Annotated in this window: 12 protein-coding genes and 1 tRNA gene; 7 read left to right on the top strand and 6 right to left on the bottom strand. The window is 65.5% G+C overall.

Annotated features, from left to right (window positions below; genetic code table 11):
* Nucleotides 1-9 precede the first annotated feature (9 nt).
* The 5 genes from ABFX29_RS02795 to aceE form a co-directional block, all read right to left on the bottom strand.
* The gene (locus ABFX29_RS02795) at nt 10-255 is read right to left on the bottom strand and encodes an acyl carrier protein (RefSeq protein WP_055240832.1); all 246 of its coding nucleotides are present in this window, start codon (nt 253-255) and stop codon (nt 10-12) included.
* A 77-nt stretch (nt 256-332) separates the two neighbouring features.
* Nucleotides 333-1,394, bottom strand: coding sequence for a beta-ketoacyl-ACP synthase III (locus tag ABFX29_RS02790; protein WP_152227465.1), 1,062 nt, complete (start codon nt 1,392-1,394; stop codon nt 333-335).
* Nucleotides 1,391-2,347, bottom strand: coding sequence for an ACP S-malonyltransferase (locus ABFX29_RS02785; protein WP_152227468.1), 957 nt, complete (start codon nt 2,345-2,347; stop codon nt 1,391-1,393). Before ABFX29_RS02785 ends, ABFX29_RS02790 begins: the two co-directional genes overlap by 4 nt.
* A gap of 121 nt (nt 2,348-2,468) precedes the next feature.
* Nucleotides 2,469-3,698, bottom strand: a complete 1,230-nt coding sequence (locus ABFX29_RS02780) for a PucR family transcriptional regulator (protein WP_152227470.1) — start codon at nt 3,696-3,698, stop codon at nt 2,469-2,471.
* Nucleotides 3,699-3,803: 105 nt separating this feature from the next.
* The gene (aceE, locus tag ABFX29_RS02775; RefSeq protein ID WP_152227472.1) at nt 3,804-6,542 is read right to left on the bottom strand and encodes a pyruvate dehydrogenase (acetyl-transferring), homodimeric type; all 2,739 of its coding nucleotides are present in this window, start codon (nt 6,540-6,542) and stop codon (nt 3,804-3,806) included.
* A 304-nt stretch (nt 6,543-6,846) separates the two neighbouring features.
* On the opposite strand from aceE, the gene ABFX29_RS02770 reads away from it, so the two are divergent.
* From ABFX29_RS02770 to ABFX29_RS02750, 5 genes are all read left to right on the top strand, one after another.
* On the top strand, nt 6,847-7,266 hold the full coding sequence (locus ABFX29_RS02770) for a DUF3052 domain-containing protein (protein WP_152227474.1): 420 nt from the start codon (nt 6,847-6,849) through the stop codon (nt 7,264-7,266).
* A 9-nt stretch (nt 7,267-7,275) separates the two neighbouring features.
* Nucleotides 7,276-7,761, top strand: coding sequence for a redoxin domain-containing protein (locus tag ABFX29_RS02765; RefSeq protein ID WP_152227476.1), 486 nt, complete (start codon nt 7,276-7,278; stop codon nt 7,759-7,761).
* 1 nt (nt 7,762) lies between these two features.
* Nucleotides 7,763-8,710 carry an NAD-dependent protein deacetylase gene (locus tag ABFX29_RS02760; protein WP_152227478.1) on the top strand — a complete coding sequence of 316 codons (948 nt, stop codon included), beginning with the start codon at nt 7,763-7,765 and terminating at the stop codon, nt 8,708-8,710.
* An 85-nt stretch (nt 8,711-8,795) separates the two neighbouring features.
* Nucleotides 8,796-8,868, top strand: a tRNA-Val gene (locus tag ABFX29_RS02755).
* Nucleotides 8,869-9,071: 203 nt separating this feature from the next.
* A complete protein-coding gene (locus ABFX29_RS02750) occupies nt 9,072-9,938 on the top strand; it encodes a serine hydrolase (RefSeq protein ID WP_152227480.1) in 867 nt (288 codons plus the stop codon).
* Nucleotide 9,939: 1 nt separating this feature from the next.
* Here the strand turns inward: ABFX29_RS02750 and ABFX29_RS02745 are convergent, their stop codons facing one another.
* Complete coding sequence (locus ABFX29_RS02745) at nt 9,940-11,154, bottom strand: cation:proton antiporter (RefSeq protein WP_170287744.1); 1,215 nt, start codon at nt 11,152-11,154, stop codon at nt 9,940-9,942.
* A 277-nt stretch (nt 11,155-11,431) separates the two neighbouring features.
* Between ABFX29_RS02745 and ABFX29_RS02740 the strand changes: the two genes are divergently transcribed.
* Together ABFX29_RS02740 and gndA are read left to right on the top strand one after the other, a co-directional pair.
* Nucleotides 11,432-12,868 carry a DUF2252 domain-containing protein gene (locus tag ABFX29_RS02740; protein ID WP_152227485.1) on the top strand — a complete coding sequence of 479 codons (1,437 nt, stop codon included), beginning with the start codon at nt 11,432-11,434 and terminating at the stop codon, nt 12,866-12,868.
* Nucleotides 12,869-13,040: 172 nt separating this feature from the next.
* Nucleotides 13,041-14,477 carry an NADP-dependent phosphogluconate dehydrogenase gene (gene gndA / locus ABFX29_RS02735; RefSeq protein WP_152227487.1) on the top strand — a complete coding sequence of 479 codons (1,437 nt, stop codon included), beginning with the start codon at nt 13,041-13,043 and terminating at the stop codon, nt 14,475-14,477.
* The last annotated feature ends 12 nt before the right edge of the window (nt 14,478-14,489 follow it).

Here is a 14,489-nt window from a genome sequence, read left to right as displayed (position 1 = left end):
CTTCACGAACTACGCCTGGGCGTTGGAGATGAAGTCGACGGCGTCGCCAACGGTCTTGAGGTTCTTGACCTCTTCGTCGGGGATGCGTACGCCGAACTTTTCCTCGGCGTTGACCACGATGGTCATCATCGAGATGGAGTCGATGTCCAGGTCATCCGTGAAGGACTTGTCCAGCTCAACGGCCTCGGGGGCCAGGCCGGTTTCTTCGTTCACGATCTCGGCGAGACCGGCCAGGATTTCTTCGTTGCTAGCCATGGGGGCTCCTTTTTCGTTGGTACCGGTGCTGGACCGGTATGGGTTTTCCAACCGCCGAAGCGGTGTGGTCTTGCAAACTAGGGGAGGACTACTACCTGGGCGCCGTAAACCAGTCCGGCACCGAAGCCGATCTGCAGCGAGAGCTTTCCGCTGAGTTCGGGATGCTCGCTGAGTAGGCGGTGGGTTGCCAGCGGGATCGAGGCTGCCGAGGTGTTGCCGGCGTCGGCGATGTCCCGGGCGATGACTACGGATTCGGGCAGCTTCAGCTGCTTGGCCATTTCGTCGATGATTCGCATGTTGGCCTGGTGCGGTACGAAAGCGGAGAGGTCCTGGGCGGTGATGCCGGCGGCATCCAGTGCCTGCTGTGCTGCCTTTGCCATTTCCCAGACGGCCCAGCGGAATACGGTCTGTCCGTCCTGGCGCAGGGTCGGCCAAAGCTTGGTTTCACGCTCGGCGAGCATGGAAGCCGGCAGGTCGCCGTCCGCTTCCGCGGCGAGGGAGAGTTCGCGGATTTCCAGCATGGAGTGCGTCATGCCGATCGCGCCGGACTTGCTGCCGTCCGATCCCCAGACCGAAGGGCCGATCCCGGGAGTGTCGGAAGGGCCGACCACGACGGCGCCTGCACCGTCGCCCAGCAGGAACGAGATGGTGCGTTCGGTGTTGTCGATAAAGTCCGAGAGCTTTTCGACGCCGACAACCAGCACGTACTTCGCTGCACCGGAGCGCACCAGGGCATCGGCCTGGGCAATGCCGTAGCAGTATCCTGCGCACGCAGCGGAAACGTCGTACGCGGGTGCGGGCGTGGCACCGAGCCGGTCAGCGACCTGGGCGGCAGCGGACGGTGTGGCGAAGGGATGGGTGACGGTGGAGACGATGACGGCGTCCAGCTCTGAGCCGTCGATGCCTGCCTGGGCCAGGGCATCGCGCCCGGCCAGCTCCGCCATGTCCACGACGGACGTGCCTTTGTCAGCGCGGTGGCGGGTGACGATCCCGGTGCGCTGGCGGATCCACTCGTCAGAGGATTCGATCCACTGGCACACATCGTCGTTGCTGACGATCACGTCGGGGCGGAAAGCGCCCAGGCCGTGAATCCGGCTGAACTCGTGGACGGGGGCTTGCTTCAGGGTGGGCGTGCTCACGCATTACCTTCTTGGGTTGTAACTGCTGCCGCACCGGAATGCTCGGCCACAAAGGCGCGGGCAGCGGCGAGGTCTTCGGGAGACTTAAGGGCCATTGAGGGAACACCGCGCATTCCCCGCTTGGCCAGCCCGGTCAGGGTGCCTGCAGGGGGAAGCTCCAGTATGCCGGTGACTCCCATGCTTGTCATGGTCTCCATGCAGGCGTCCCAGCGGACCGGACGGGAGACCTGCGCGATCAGGCTGTCCAGGTTGGCTTCGCCGCTCACCACGGCGGCGCCGTCGTAGTTCGAGAGCAGCGTGGGCAGGGGCTGTGCGGGGGACAGGGACGGGCGCAGCGCCTCCAGGACGCTGAGGGCCGGTTCCATGTGAGCGGTGTGGAAGGCTCCCGCGACCTTCAGCGGGATAACCCGTGCCTTGGCCGGGGGATTGGCGGAGAGTTCCTCCAGCTGCGCCAGCGTGCCGGCTGCGACCACCTGGCCGCCGCCGTTGGCGTTGGCTGCCGTGAGTCCGAGTCCGGACAGGAGGCGGGCGACCTCGTCCGGGTCACCGCCGAGTACTGCGCTCATGCCGGTGGGCGCCGCAGCGGCCGCGCGCGCCATCGCGTTGGCACGTTCCCGAACGAAGGCGACGGCGTCGTCTTCCGTGAGCGCGCCGGCGACGGCGGAGGCGGTGATCTCTCCCACCGAATGACCGGCGACAACGGTTGCTGCGGTTAGGGCGCCGGTGTCCAGGAGCTGCCGGGCAGCCACCAGGCCGGCGGCTACGATCAGCGGCTGGGCGACGGCGGTGTCCTTGATGGTTTCCTCATCGGAGACGGTGCCGTGCGCTGTGAGGTCCAGCCCCGCAGCGTCGGAGAGCGCTTCGAGGTGCTCCCGCACTCCGGGCAGTTCCAGCCACGGAGCGAGGAAGCCTGGCGTTTGTGACCCCTGGCCGGGGCAGACGATTGCAAGCACGTAACAAGCTTTCCAAAGAGGGAGGGATTTACCGGGTGTTTAGGTGAACCAAGCTCACCCGGGGGCGTTGTAGGAAGTCTACAAGTGCAGCCCGCCGGTGCAAGGGGGCGGCAGGGGGGACTTAGGAGCGTGTTGCCGGCCGTTCGGGCACTGCCTTGCCCACCGGTGAGAGCCGCCCTACCACCAGTGCGGTCTGCAGGACGAAGGCTTCCCGGGGGAGCATCGGATCCCAGCCGGTGATGTCGCAGATCCGCCGCAGCCGGTAGCGGACGGTGTTCGCGTGGACGAAGAGTTCCCGGGCCGTGGCTTCCAGCGAATGGCCCAGTGAGAGGTAGGCGGAGAGCGTTTCTGCCAGGCCGTTGGAAGCGGCAAGCAGGGGCCGGTAGATGCTGCGAACCAGTGCCTTGCGTGCCGAATCGTCCCCGGACATCACCCGTTCCGGCCAGAGGTCGTCAGCGGCCACCGGGCGCGGCGCTGCAGGCCAGGCGCGCGCTGCGGTAAGGCCGGCAAATGCGGCCTGGGCCGAGGGGCCGGCGTCCACGAGGGATTCAGCGGGGGGGCCGTAGACCACCGGTCCTGCCCCGAACAGATCTGCCAGGCGGCCCAGGGCTCCGGACTTTTCGCTCATCCCACCCAGTACCAGGATCAGTCGATCGCCCTGGATGCCCACCAGGGTGTCCTCCGCGAGCCGTCCGGCAACCCGGCGCAGTTCATTGACGAAGGACGGGCTGGGATCGGCCGGGGAACTGCCCACGATCACCGTGACTCCCGCCGTCGAGGTCCAGCCGACTGCAGCGATCCGGGAACGCAGGGCATCGGAGCTTTCGCCGCGGAGGATGGCATCGACCACCAGCGCCTCAAGCCGGGTGTCCCACGCGCCGCGGGTTTCGGCGGCACGGGCATAGACGTCGGCAGCGGCAAAGGCAACTTCGCGGGAGTAGCGCAGCACAGCCTCGCGCAGCGGGCCCTGGACGGACCCGGCAGCCAGTTCCGGCACCCGGTCCTCCACCACCTGCACTACGACGCGGATGAGCGCCAGTGCCTTCTGCAGGCTGATGGCGCGGGTCAGTTCAGTGGGGGCGGTGCCGAAAACGTCGCTGAGAACCCAGGCTGGGGAAGCGGGCCGTTCGTACCAGTTCACGAAGGAAGCGATGCCCTTCTGCGCCACCATTCCCAGGGCTGAACGTTCGTCCGGACGGAGTCCCCGGTACCAGGGCAGGGAAACGTCAAGCTGCTTCAGCGTGGCCGTTGAGAGCTTGCCGATGTTGGCTTTGAGCCGTTCCAGGATGAGCGGGTCGGCACCGTTCTCCGGTGCCGCAGCTGCTTGTGGATTCGTGCGGGTCACTGGCATCCTCGAAGCTTACGGCCTTCGCTGCCCAACCTCCATTTTGTGTGAAGGCTACAACTTGTTCGGCTGGGGACCTGCTACGGCAGGGGTCCGCGTTCCGCAGTCCGGCTAGGCATCGCCCCCGGCGTTGCCGCTGGTGCCCTTCGTGACGTCCAGCAGGTGGTAGCGGCTGATGGCCTCTCGTGGGGCGGAGGAATCCACCTCGCCGCGGCGGGCCAGCATTTCAAGTGTCCGCACCACCATTGAATGGCTGTCAATCTTGAAGAACCGCCGTGCCGCTGCCCGGGTATCGGCAAAACCGAATCCGTCTGCTCCCAAAGACGCGAACTCGTTGGGCAGGAACTGCCGGATTTGGTCCGGCACGGCCTTCATGTAGTCAGTGGAAGCCACCACCGGTCCGGTCGCTCCGGCCAGTTGCTGCGTCACGAACGGAACACGCGGTTCTGCGTCCGGATGCAGGAAAGCTTCCTCCTCGGCAGCCAGGGCTTCCCGGCGCAGTTCATTCCAGCTGGTCACCGACCAGACGTCCGCGGAGACGTTCCAGTCGTCGGCCAGGAGCCGCTGCGCTTCCATGGCCCAGGGGACAGCAACACCGGAAGCCAGCAGCTGCGCCCGGGGGCCGTCGATCGAGGCGGAGGAGAGCAGGTAGATGCCCTTGATAACACCTTCCACATCCAGGTCCTCCGGTGCCTTCGGCTGGAGGATTGGCTCGTTGTAGGCCATGAGGTTGTAGATGACGTTCGGATCCTTGGAATCCGGCCCGTACATTTCCTCCAGCCCGTGCCGCACGATGCGCCCAATCTCGTAGCCGTACGCCGGATCGTAGGTCTTCACCGCGGGGTTGGTCGAAGCCAGGATTGGGGAGTGGCCGTCGGCGTGCTGCAGGCCTTCACCGGTGAGGGTGGTCCGCCCGGCCGTCGCGGAGACCATAAACCCGCGGGCCAGCTGGTCCGCTGCTGCCCAGATAAAGTCCCCGGTGCGCTGGAACCCGAACATCGAGTAGAAAATGTAGACCGGAATCAGCGGCACACCCTGTGTGGCGTAGGACGTTCCGGCGGCAGTAAATGCCGCGATGGACCCGGCTTCGTTGATGCCCACGTGCACAATCTGGCCCTGCGGGGACTCCTTATACGCCAGCACCAGGTCACGGTCCACTGACAGGTAGTTCTGGCCCTGCGGGTTGTAGATCTTCGCCGTCGGGAAGAACGAGTCCATGCCGAAGGTACGGGCCTCGTCAGGGATGATCGGCACAATCCGCATGCCGAACTCCTTGTCCCGCATGAGGTCCTTCAGCAGGCGGACGAAGGCCATGGTCGTTGCGGCCAGCTGTTTGCCCGAACCCCGGTTGGCTACTTCGTAGGACTTCTCGCCGGGCAGATGGATGGGTTTGAAGTCCGCGCGGCGCTCCGGGAGGAATCCGCCCAGTTCCTTCCGCCGGTCCAGCATGTACCGGATTTCCGGTGCCTGCGGCCCCGGGTTGTAGTACGGAGGCTGGTACGGATCCGCTTCGAGCTGCTCATCGGTGATGGGGATGCGCAGGTGGTCGCGGAAAAGCTTGAGGTCATCCAGGGTCAGCTTCTTCATCTGGTGCGTTGCGTTCCTGGCTTCGAAGTGCGGGCCCAGCCCATAGCCCTTCACCGTGTGCGCAAGGATCACCGTGGGCTTGCCCTTGAACTCCAGGGCTGCCTTGTACGCGGCGTAGACCTTGCGGTAGTCGTGCCCGCCGCGCTTGAGGTTCCAGATGTCGTCGTCGGAAAGTCCGGACACCATGGCCTTGGTCTGCGGGCTCTTGCCGAAGAAGTGGTCACGGATGAAGCCGCCGGATTCGGCCTTGTAGGTCTGGTAGTCGCCGTCGACCGTGGAGTTCATGATCTCCACCAGCGCGCCGTCGTCGTCGGCAGCCAGCAGGGGATCCCACTCCCTGCCCCACAGCACCTTGATGACGTTCCAGCCGGCCCCGCGGAAGAACGCCTCAAGTTCCTGGACAATCTTGCCGTTGCCGCGCACCGGACCGTCCAGGCGCTGAAGGTTCGCATTGACCACAAAGGTGAGGTTGTCCAGCTTGTCGTTGGCTGCGACGTGCAGCAGGCCTCGCGATTCCGGCTCGTCCATCTCGCCGTCGCCCAGGAACGCCCAGACGTGCTGCTCCGAGGTGTCCTTGAACCCGCGGTTGTCCAGGTAGCGGTTCAGCTGCGCCTGGTAGATCGCGTTCATCGGTCCGATGCCCATTGAAACAGTGGGGAATTCCCAGAAGTCCGGCATGTTGCGCGGATGCGGGTAGGAGGAGAGTCCGTGCCCTGCGCGGGACTTCTCCTGCCGGAAGCCGTCCAGGTCCTCTTCGGTCAGCCGCCCCTCCAGGAACGCCCGGGCATACATTCCCGGAGCTGCGTGTCCCTGGAAGTAGACCTGGTCGCCGCGGCCCGGGTAGTCCTTGCCCCGGAAGAAGTGGTTCATGCCCACCTCGTAGAGCGTGGCGGCACCGGCGAACGTGGAAATATGGCCGCCGACGCCGATGCCAGGGCGCTGTGCGCGGTGCACCATGATCGCTGCGTTCCACCGCATCCAGGCGCGGAACCTGCGTTCAATCTCCTCATCACCTGGAAACTCGGGTTCCTGGTCCACGGGAATGGTGTTGACGTAGTCCGTAGTGGTGACCATGGGAACACCGACCGAGTGCGCCCCTGCGCGCTGCAGCAGGGACCGCATGATGAACTGGGCCCTTTCGGTGCCCTCGGTCCGGACCAGGTCATCCAGGGACTGGATCCACTCTGCGGTTTCTTCGGGATCGGTGTCGGGCAGCTGGCCGGTGAGCCCGCTGAGGATATCCGTTCTGTCTTCTGCGGCCACGAAACTCTCCTATGCACAGATGGTGCCTGGAACCTGCCGCTGCGGGAGTCCTGCGCCTGCCGGATGACTCCGCTCTCGGCCGGATGCCGGGGGACTTACGCGCCGCGCGTACCGCCGTGCGTGTCCTTTTAGCCACTGTAGACCGGCCGCCGCGCCTTGCGTAGCCTTCACCCGGGAAGGCCTGCCGGCGGACTGGGAACCCTTGAAGCTTGCCGGTTAAAGGTGTTCCCTTGAGTCAGGAAAAGGGCAGTTCTGGCCAAGATGTGATTCCCTTGTATTTATGCAGTCAACCAGGAGGAGTGAAGTGAGCGAGGCCGATGCCGTCACAGAGAAGAACGTGGCGGAAAGAATGGGTTTCAAAGACGGCGACCTGATTCAGGAATTCGGCTACGACGAAGACGTGGACTTTGATCTCCGTGAGGACCTCGAAGACCTGTCCGGCGGCGAGCTCCTCACTGAGGACGACCACGAAGTAGTCGACGGCGTGGTCCTGTGGTGGCGCGCTGATGACGGCGATCTGGTCGATGCGCTGGTGGATTCCCTGACAACGCTCGACGACGGCGGAGTGGTCTGGGTCCTGACGCCCAAGTCAGGCCGTGAAGGCTACGTTCCGCCCGCCGATATCGAAGAGGCAGCACCCACTGCCGGGCTGCACGTCACGACGTCACCGGGCGTCAGCCGCGACTGGGCAGCGACGCGCCTGGTCAGCCGCCGAAAGAAGTAGCCAGCCTTGATGCCTGCAGCCGGGGTCCCCGGTGTCGGGGGTCCGGCTCCCGCCTTTGAGCTGCCGAACCAGTACGGCGAAACCGTGCGGTCAGCGGACCTTGCCGGGGCTCCCGCCGTCCTGGTTTTCTATCCCTTCGCCTTTTCCCGGGTCTGCTCGGGTGAACTCGAGGATCTGGCCCGCCTTCAGCCCGCATTCAAGGCAGCCGGTGCGAGGCTGCTGGCCGTGTCCTGCGACGCGAAGTACTCGCTGCGCGCCTGGGCGTCCCAGGAGGGCTGGGAATTCGACCTGCTGTCGGACTTCTGGCCGCACGGCGCAGCAGCGAGAGCCTTCGGCGTTTTCGAGGAAAGCCGCGGTATGGCAGCCAGGGCCAGCTTCATTCTTGGCGCGGACGGAGTCATCACTCAGATCCTGCGCTCCGGCCCGGATGAACCCCGCCGTGCTGAGGACTATCTGCGGGCGCTCTCGATGCTGGCCGCGGGAGAGCGGAACTGAAATGACCCAGCCTGTGCCTCCCGGAACGGGGCTCACCGGATTCGTGACCAGGGAGGCTGCGGACGCATCCGCAGATCCAACGGAAGCCGAACGCCGCCAGCTGGATAAAGCCGTGGAGCTGCTGGCCGGCCGCAAGATCGCGCTCCTCACCGGTGCCGGACTCAGTACAGATTCGGGGATCCCGGACTATCGCGGCCCGGACGCACCGCCCCGGAATCCCATGACCTACCAGCAGTTCGTCGGGGATCCGGTGCTGCGCCAGCGGTACTGGGCGCGCAACCACGTGGGCTGGCACCACCTCCGCCATGCAGTTCCCAACGCGGGCCATGAAGCTGTAGTCCATCTGGAGGAGCGCGGGCTGCTCACGGGCGTGATCACCCAGAACGTGGACCGGCTGCACAGCGATGCCGGCAGCATCCGTGTGATTGACCTGCACGGACGGTTTGACCGGGTGCTGTGCCTTTCCTGTGGTGCGGTCTACACGCGTGAGGGCGTTGCCAGGCTCCTGGAGAAGCTCAATCCGGGGTTCTTGGAGCGGGTGGCCGGCGACGGGGAGATTGCACCGGACGCCGATGCCGAAATCACCGACACCGAAGACTTCACCATCGCCGACTGCCCCGTATGCGACGGGATGCTTAAGCCGGATTTTGTGTACTTCGGCGAGAACGTCCCCAAGGAACGTGTCCGGTTGGCCTATGCGGCAGTGGACGACGCCGGTGCACTGCTGGTCGCCGGGTCCTCCCTGACCGTCATGAGCGGCCTGCGCTTTGTCCGGCATGCCGCCAAAGAGGGCAAGCCGGTAGTGATCATCAACCGCGGACAGACCCGGGGTGATGCCCTGGCGGACCTCAAGATCGACATGGGGGTCGGTACTGCCCTCCAGTACCTGGCACGGTCGCTTCCCGATCCCGTGCCGCAGCACGGGCACGCCGGCAGGCACCTTGATTAGGTAATCGGGAGCATGTTCCGGTAATGTAATTCCTCGTGATGCGGCGCTGGCCGGGAATATCCCAGCTGGCATAACGGGTCACTCTGGGTCTTTAGCTCAGCTGGTAGAGCGCCACGTTTACACCGTGGATGTCATCGGTTCGATCCCGGTAGGACCCACCGGCAAAACCCGCCTTCGGATTACCGCAGGCGGGTTTTTTCGTGCCCGCACATCATGCCCCGGCTTCGGGACACGGGCCCGGCGAGCCGATGCCAAGCAGGCCCGCAGGGTACGCACACCCGGTTCATAGCCTCCAGTGGTAATAAGGAAAGGGTGTGGCCGACACACCGCTTACCAAGAGCACCTGAAAGATAAGAGCACCTTGCGCACGAACTTCGTCAAGACTGCGGCTGCCTTCCTGCTGACACTGGGGCTGAGCGCTGCTGCGGTCACTGGCTGCACGGGCGAACCGGCGCCCACCACGGTTACGGTTCCCGGCAGCGCCGCGACGCCGTCGGCCAGTTCCGAACCGGAGCTGGCCCTGAAAGCTGAGCTCGACCGCTACGCGGCACAGACCGGGGCCGACTTCTCGGTAGCCATCTATGAGTACGCTTCAAACCGCGCCTGGTCCTATCAGCCGGAGGGCCGGTACCTGGAAGCAAGCCTGGTCAAGGTGCCGATCCTGCTGACACTGCTTCGCCAGGCAACCGAGGAGGACAGGGAACTGACGGCGGAGGAGGAGCAGCTTGCCGAGCTCATGATCTGCCAGAGTGACAACGCCGCCACAGATGAGCTCTATGCGCTGGCAGGCGGGGCGGAAGAGCTGCAGAAAACATACGGCCTGCTGGGGGTTACCGGAACGGAAGCGGGTGAAGTCTGGGGAGCCAATGAAACCAATTCCGAAGACCAGCTGCGAATCGCCACCGCGGTGGCCCTTGGCGTGGACTGGATTCGGGACGGGCTGCAGGACTACGCGGTCAGCCTGCTGGAAAACGTCGTCCCGGAACAGGCCTGGGGAATCACCGCCGGCATCCTGAATCCCGTGGCGGAGGTCGGACTGAAGAACGGATGGCTGCAGGATGATTACCTGGCCTGGAACGTCGGCAGCTCCGGGTTCGTCATCGGAGACAGCGCGGAGTACAGCATTGTTGTGCTCACCGCGGGAACGGATTCGCTGGAGCAGGGAATCGCCGTTCTGGAGGGCGCAGCAGCCATTGTGAACGGCTGGGAACTCGGAGCCTACGGTTAGCCTAGAGCTGCTGCTTCCTGCCTGGCCCCGCTTCCGACCAGCGGTGATACAGGGCAACCAGCGGCTTCGCTGACAGCCCGTGAGCGAAGACACTCAAAGCCACGGTTGCAACCACCGCCGTCAGAAGGGTTTCGGCAGCCGGAGTGCCGCGCTCGAAAGCGAGGATAGCGAACACAACGGAGGCGAGTCCCCGAGGCCCGAACCAGCCCAGGAACGCGAGGGTCTGCCACGGGGCCCCGCTTCCAGCCATCGCGGCTCCTACCGCCAGCATCCGCACAGCCGTCAGGCTCAGCACGGCGTATACGGCAATCTCCCAGGAGAGATGGGGGAGGGCGGCAGGGATGGCGACGGCGCCGAAGATCATCCACGTAGCTGCCGCGAGGATACCGCCGGTTTCTTCCGTAAACCTGGTGGCGTCACTTTCATCGGTGCCGTGCGCCAGCCGGAAGGCCAGTCCAGCCACAAAAGCCGCCAGGAAAGCACTCCCGCCCAAGGTGACTGCTGCCGCGTAGGCTGCCAGGGCGACGGCGAGGGTGCAGGGCTGGCGCCAGCGGGTTTCAAACCACCCGCGCCTCGCAGCTGCGCGCTGCAGGTATCCGCCCGCGCAGCCGATGATCACACCCGCGGCCAGGCCCCAGCCGATCTGCTGGGCCAGTGCAGTGGCAATCGCGGACGGCACGCTGCCGTCAAGCACCGACATCGTAATGTCCAGGGAGACCAGGAAGAACGGAACGGCGATGCCGTCATTCAGTCCGCTTTCCACATTCAGCGCCCTGCGCACCGGAACCGGCACGGAGGGATCCTCCACCACCCGGTGGCCCAGGGCGGCGTCGGTGGCGCAGAGCATTGCCGAGAGAAGGAAAACGCTTGAGGCGGGAAGGGACGGGAACAGCACTGCCCCCGCGGCGAAGCCCAGCAGCAGTGTGAGCGGGAGTCCTATTCCGAGCAGGCGGACCGGCCAGCCGGGGCTGCGGCGGAGCGCTCCCAGGTCCAGCCGGGCTGCGTCGTTGAAAAGGAGGAACACCAGCGCCAGCTCCGCGATCCGCAGGACAGAGTTGGTTTCCAGGGAAATCCCCAGGCTGTCACCAAATCCCAGCGACAGGACCAGCCCGGCCAGGACGAATGCCATGGCGGAGGTGACACCCCTGCGGCCCAGCGGGCCGGAAAAGGCACTGAGCAGGATCAGGGCTGCGGACCCGAGCAGTAGCGCAATCATGCTGTTCCTCCCGTGCCTGCAGTTCCTTCCGCGGGTCCGGACCAGCGGTGACTGCCGTGGCACCCAAACTACGAGACCGCGTCCCCGCCGTACAGGGTCCGCCGGCATGCCGGACGGTGCTGCTCGGTTGTTCCTGCCCCGCCTGTGCGCGTCCCGCAGCCTCCGGGCACTCCCGCTGCAGGCTGCAACCCGGTAGTCTGTGGGGGCTGTCCGCGGTGCGGCCGCACCGCCGGCCTACGGTCCGGGACAGCACCAAGCTGCGGGAAGGTCGCCGACCATGGTTCGGACCAGCATCAGCCATTCGAGCGTTTCGACACGAAGTGCCAAGGGCCGGGCACGCCGGGAGACGACCCCGCGGACGGTGCATGCAGAATGGGCGCCTGCAGCCGCAAGGCCGGACCCGTTGGCGCTTCTGGAGGAACAAAACCTCACCCGGGAACCGGACCTGGTGCCGGTCCGGCACGGCCGGATGCTCGCCTCGCCCCTTGCCTTCTACCGCGGAGCGGCCAAGATCATGGCGGCCGACCTCAAGGACCTCCCCAGGAGCGGCCTGAACGTCCAGCTTTGCGGGGATGCGCACCTGTCCAACTTCGGCGTGTTCGCCTCGCCGGAGCGGCGCATGCTGTTCGACCTCAACGATTTCGACGAGACCCTGCCGGGCCCGTTCGAATATGACGTGCTGCGGATGGGGGCGAGCTTCACGGTCGCGGCCAGGAATAACCTCTTCAGCCCTGGCCAGGTACACCGGATAACCGCAGCGGCGGTTCGGTCCTACCGGGAAGCGATGCTCCGGTTCGCTTCAATGGGCATCCTCCAGGTCTGGTACGCGCGGCTGGAGGAGCAGGACGTGCTCAAAGCCATCCAGCTCGCGGTGGAAACCAGCAGGGGACGAAGCCGGAAGAAGGCCGCCCGGCAGGCCGGGAAGGTTGCGGAAAGGACTGTCCTCAAGGCACGCTCTCGGGACAGCCTCCAGGCACTGACGAAGCTGGCAGAACTGGTTGACGGGAAATACCGGATAGCCAGCCAGCCGCCCATCGTCATCCCCGCACGGGAAGCGCACGCGTCATTCGGCATGTCGGCCTCTCAGCTGCGGCGGGCTGTCAACGACCAGTTCAGGTCATACCGGCAGACGCTCCAGGACGACCGGCGGCACCTCCTGGAAAGATTCGAAATAGTGGATGCGGCGCGCAAAGTGGTGGGCGTGGGCAGCGTGGGAACCCGGTCCTTTATCGTCCTGCTGCAGGGACGTGATTCAGGGGACCCGCTTTTCCTGCAGGTCAAAGAGGCCACCCGGTCGGTGCTGGAGGACCACCTGCCCGCAAGCGAGTACCGGCAGCCGGGCGAACGGGTTGTCCAGGGCCAGCGCAGCATGCAGGCAGCGAGCGACCCGTTCCTGGGCTGGACCAAGGGAGTCCAAGCCAACAGGTACATGTACTGGCGGCAGCTGCGGGACATGAAGGGGGCCGTGGAGGTGGAAGCAATGCGTCCGGTGGGCATGGAGTTCTACGCGCATTTGTGCGGCTGGACGCTGGCACGGGCGCACGCGAGGACGGGGGATCCGGTGGCAATGGCAGCCTACCTGGGCCACGGCACGAAGTTCGATGAAGCCTGCGCAGCGTTCTGCGAACGGTACGCGGACCAGAACGAACGTGACTACCGCGCCTTCGCAGGAGCCGTGCAGTCCGGCCGGCTCAGCGCCGTGGAGGGCGTGTAAAGGCAGCGATCAGCGCTGCAGGGATTGCCCGGCAGCTCCGGGGACCGTCCCCTCACGACGCGCCGTGTGGCGGCAGGTCCGCCGGAAGAATAGGCTGGAGGCTGAAGACGGCGTATTCACACGCCGAGTCCGTGCTGCAGTCAGCGGCACCTGAAGAATCCTTGGAGTGAACTTGAGCGCACAAATCGGTGTGACCGGCCTGGCCGTGATGGGGGCCAACCTCGCCCGCAACCTGGCCCGGAACGGCTACACAGTTGCCCTGCACAACCGCTCGATCGAAAAGACCGATGCCCTGCTGGAGGCACACGGGGACGAAGGCGACTTTATCCGCACGGAGTCGCTGCAGGAACTGGTGGATTCCCTGGAGAAGCCGCGCCGCGTGCTGATCATGGTCAAGGCCGGAGGTCCCGTGGACTCCGTCATTGACCAGCTGGTCCCGCTGCTGGAACCGGGCGACATTGTGATCGACGCCGGCAACTCGCACTACGAGGACACCCGGCGGCGTGAGGCTGCGCTGGCCGAGAAGGACCTCCACTTCGTTGGCGTCGGAGTGTCCGGCGGCGAGGAAGGCGCCCTGCTGGGCCCGTCCATCATGCCTGGGGGATCCCGCGAGTCCTACGACTCGCTGGGCCCGATGCTGGAGAAGATTTCCGCGAAGTACAACGGCGAGCCCTGCTGCACCTGGGTAGGCACTGACGGCGCCGGCCACTTCGTGAAGATGGTCCACAACGGCATCGAATACGCCGACATGCAGGTCATCGGCGAAGCCTACGACCTGCTGCGCTCGGCGGCCGGAATCGAACCGGCAGAGCAGGCGGAGATCTTCACCGAATGGAACAAGGGCCAGCTGAGCTCCTTCCTGATCGAGATTACGGCCGAGGTCCTGGCGCACACCGATGCGAAAACCGGCAAGCCGTTCGTCGACGTCGTTGTTGATTCCGCGGGCCAGAAGGGGACCGGCCGCTGGACCGTTGTCTCCGGCCTGGACCTGGGCTCGCCGGTCTCGGCGATCGCTGAATCCGTGTTTGCCCGCGCACTGTCTTCCCAGCGCGGCCAGCGCGAGGAAGCCCAGGGCATCCTTGCAGGTGAGGAATCCGCCGTCGAGCTCCCCGAATCCTTCGTGGAAGACGTACGGCAGGCGCTCTACGCCTCCAAGCTGGTCAGCTACGCCCAGGGCATGGACATGCTCACCGGGGCAGCGAAGACCTACGGCTGGGACCTGAAGCTGGATGAGATTGCCTCGCTCTGGCGTGCAGGCTGCATCATCCGCGCCGAACTGCTGGACGACATCATGAAGGCCTATGCGGACGGGAAGGCTCCGGCCAACCTGCTGCTGGCTCCGGCCTTTGCCGAGTCCATCGCCCAGGCCCTTCCGGCCTGGCGCCGGGTGGTTTCCGTGGCAGTGCAGCTGGGGATCCCGGTTCCGGTCTTCTCCTCCTCGCTGGCCTACTACGACGGCCTGCGCCGCAAGCGCCTTCCGGCCGCGCTCACCCAGGGCCTGCGTGACCTGTTCGGTGCGCACACCTACAGCCGTGTCGACGCCGAAGGCACCTTCCACACGCTGTGGAGCGGGGACCACTCCGAAATCGAAGCCGTGGACACCCACTAGGTCCTCCGGCAC

This window comes from Arthrobacter gandavensis, from assembly GCF_039528575.1.
Taxonomy (GTDB): Bacteria; Actinomycetota; Actinomycetes; order Actinomycetales; family Micrococcaceae; genus Arthrobacter_B; species Arthrobacter_B citreus_B.
The sequence above is the reverse complement of the archived record's forward strand: the minus strand, read 5'-3'. Positions and strand labels throughout refer to the sequence as shown.

What these genes read in the sequence shown, in the direction of transcription:
- ABFX29_RS02740 (WP_152227485.1), top strand. Translation starts at nt 11,432, where the DNA reads ATGGTTCGGACCAGCATCAGCCATTCGAGCGTTTCGACACGAAGTGCC.
- ABFX29_RS02780 (WP_152227470.1), bottom strand. Translation starts at nt 3,698, where the DNA reads ATGCCAGTGACCCGCACGAATCCACAAGCAGCTGCGGCACCGGAGAAC.
- ABFX29_RS02760 (WP_152227478.1), top strand. Translation starts at nt 7,763, where the DNA reads ATGACCCAGCCTGTGCCTCCCGGAACGGGGCTCACCGGATTCGTGACC.
- ABFX29_RS02795 (WP_055240832.1), bottom strand. Translation starts at nt 255, where the DNA reads ATGGCTAGCAACGAAGAAATCCTGGCCGGTCTCGCCGAGATCGTGAAC.
- ABFX29_RS02765 (WP_152227476.1), top strand. Translation starts at nt 7,276, where the DNA reads ATGCCTGCAGCCGGGGTCCCCGGTGTCGGGGGTCCGGCTCCCGCCTTT.
- ABFX29_RS02745 (WP_170287744.1), bottom strand. Translation starts at nt 11,154, where the DNA reads ATGATTGCGCTACTGCTCGGGTCCGCAGCCCTGATCCTGCTCAGTGCC.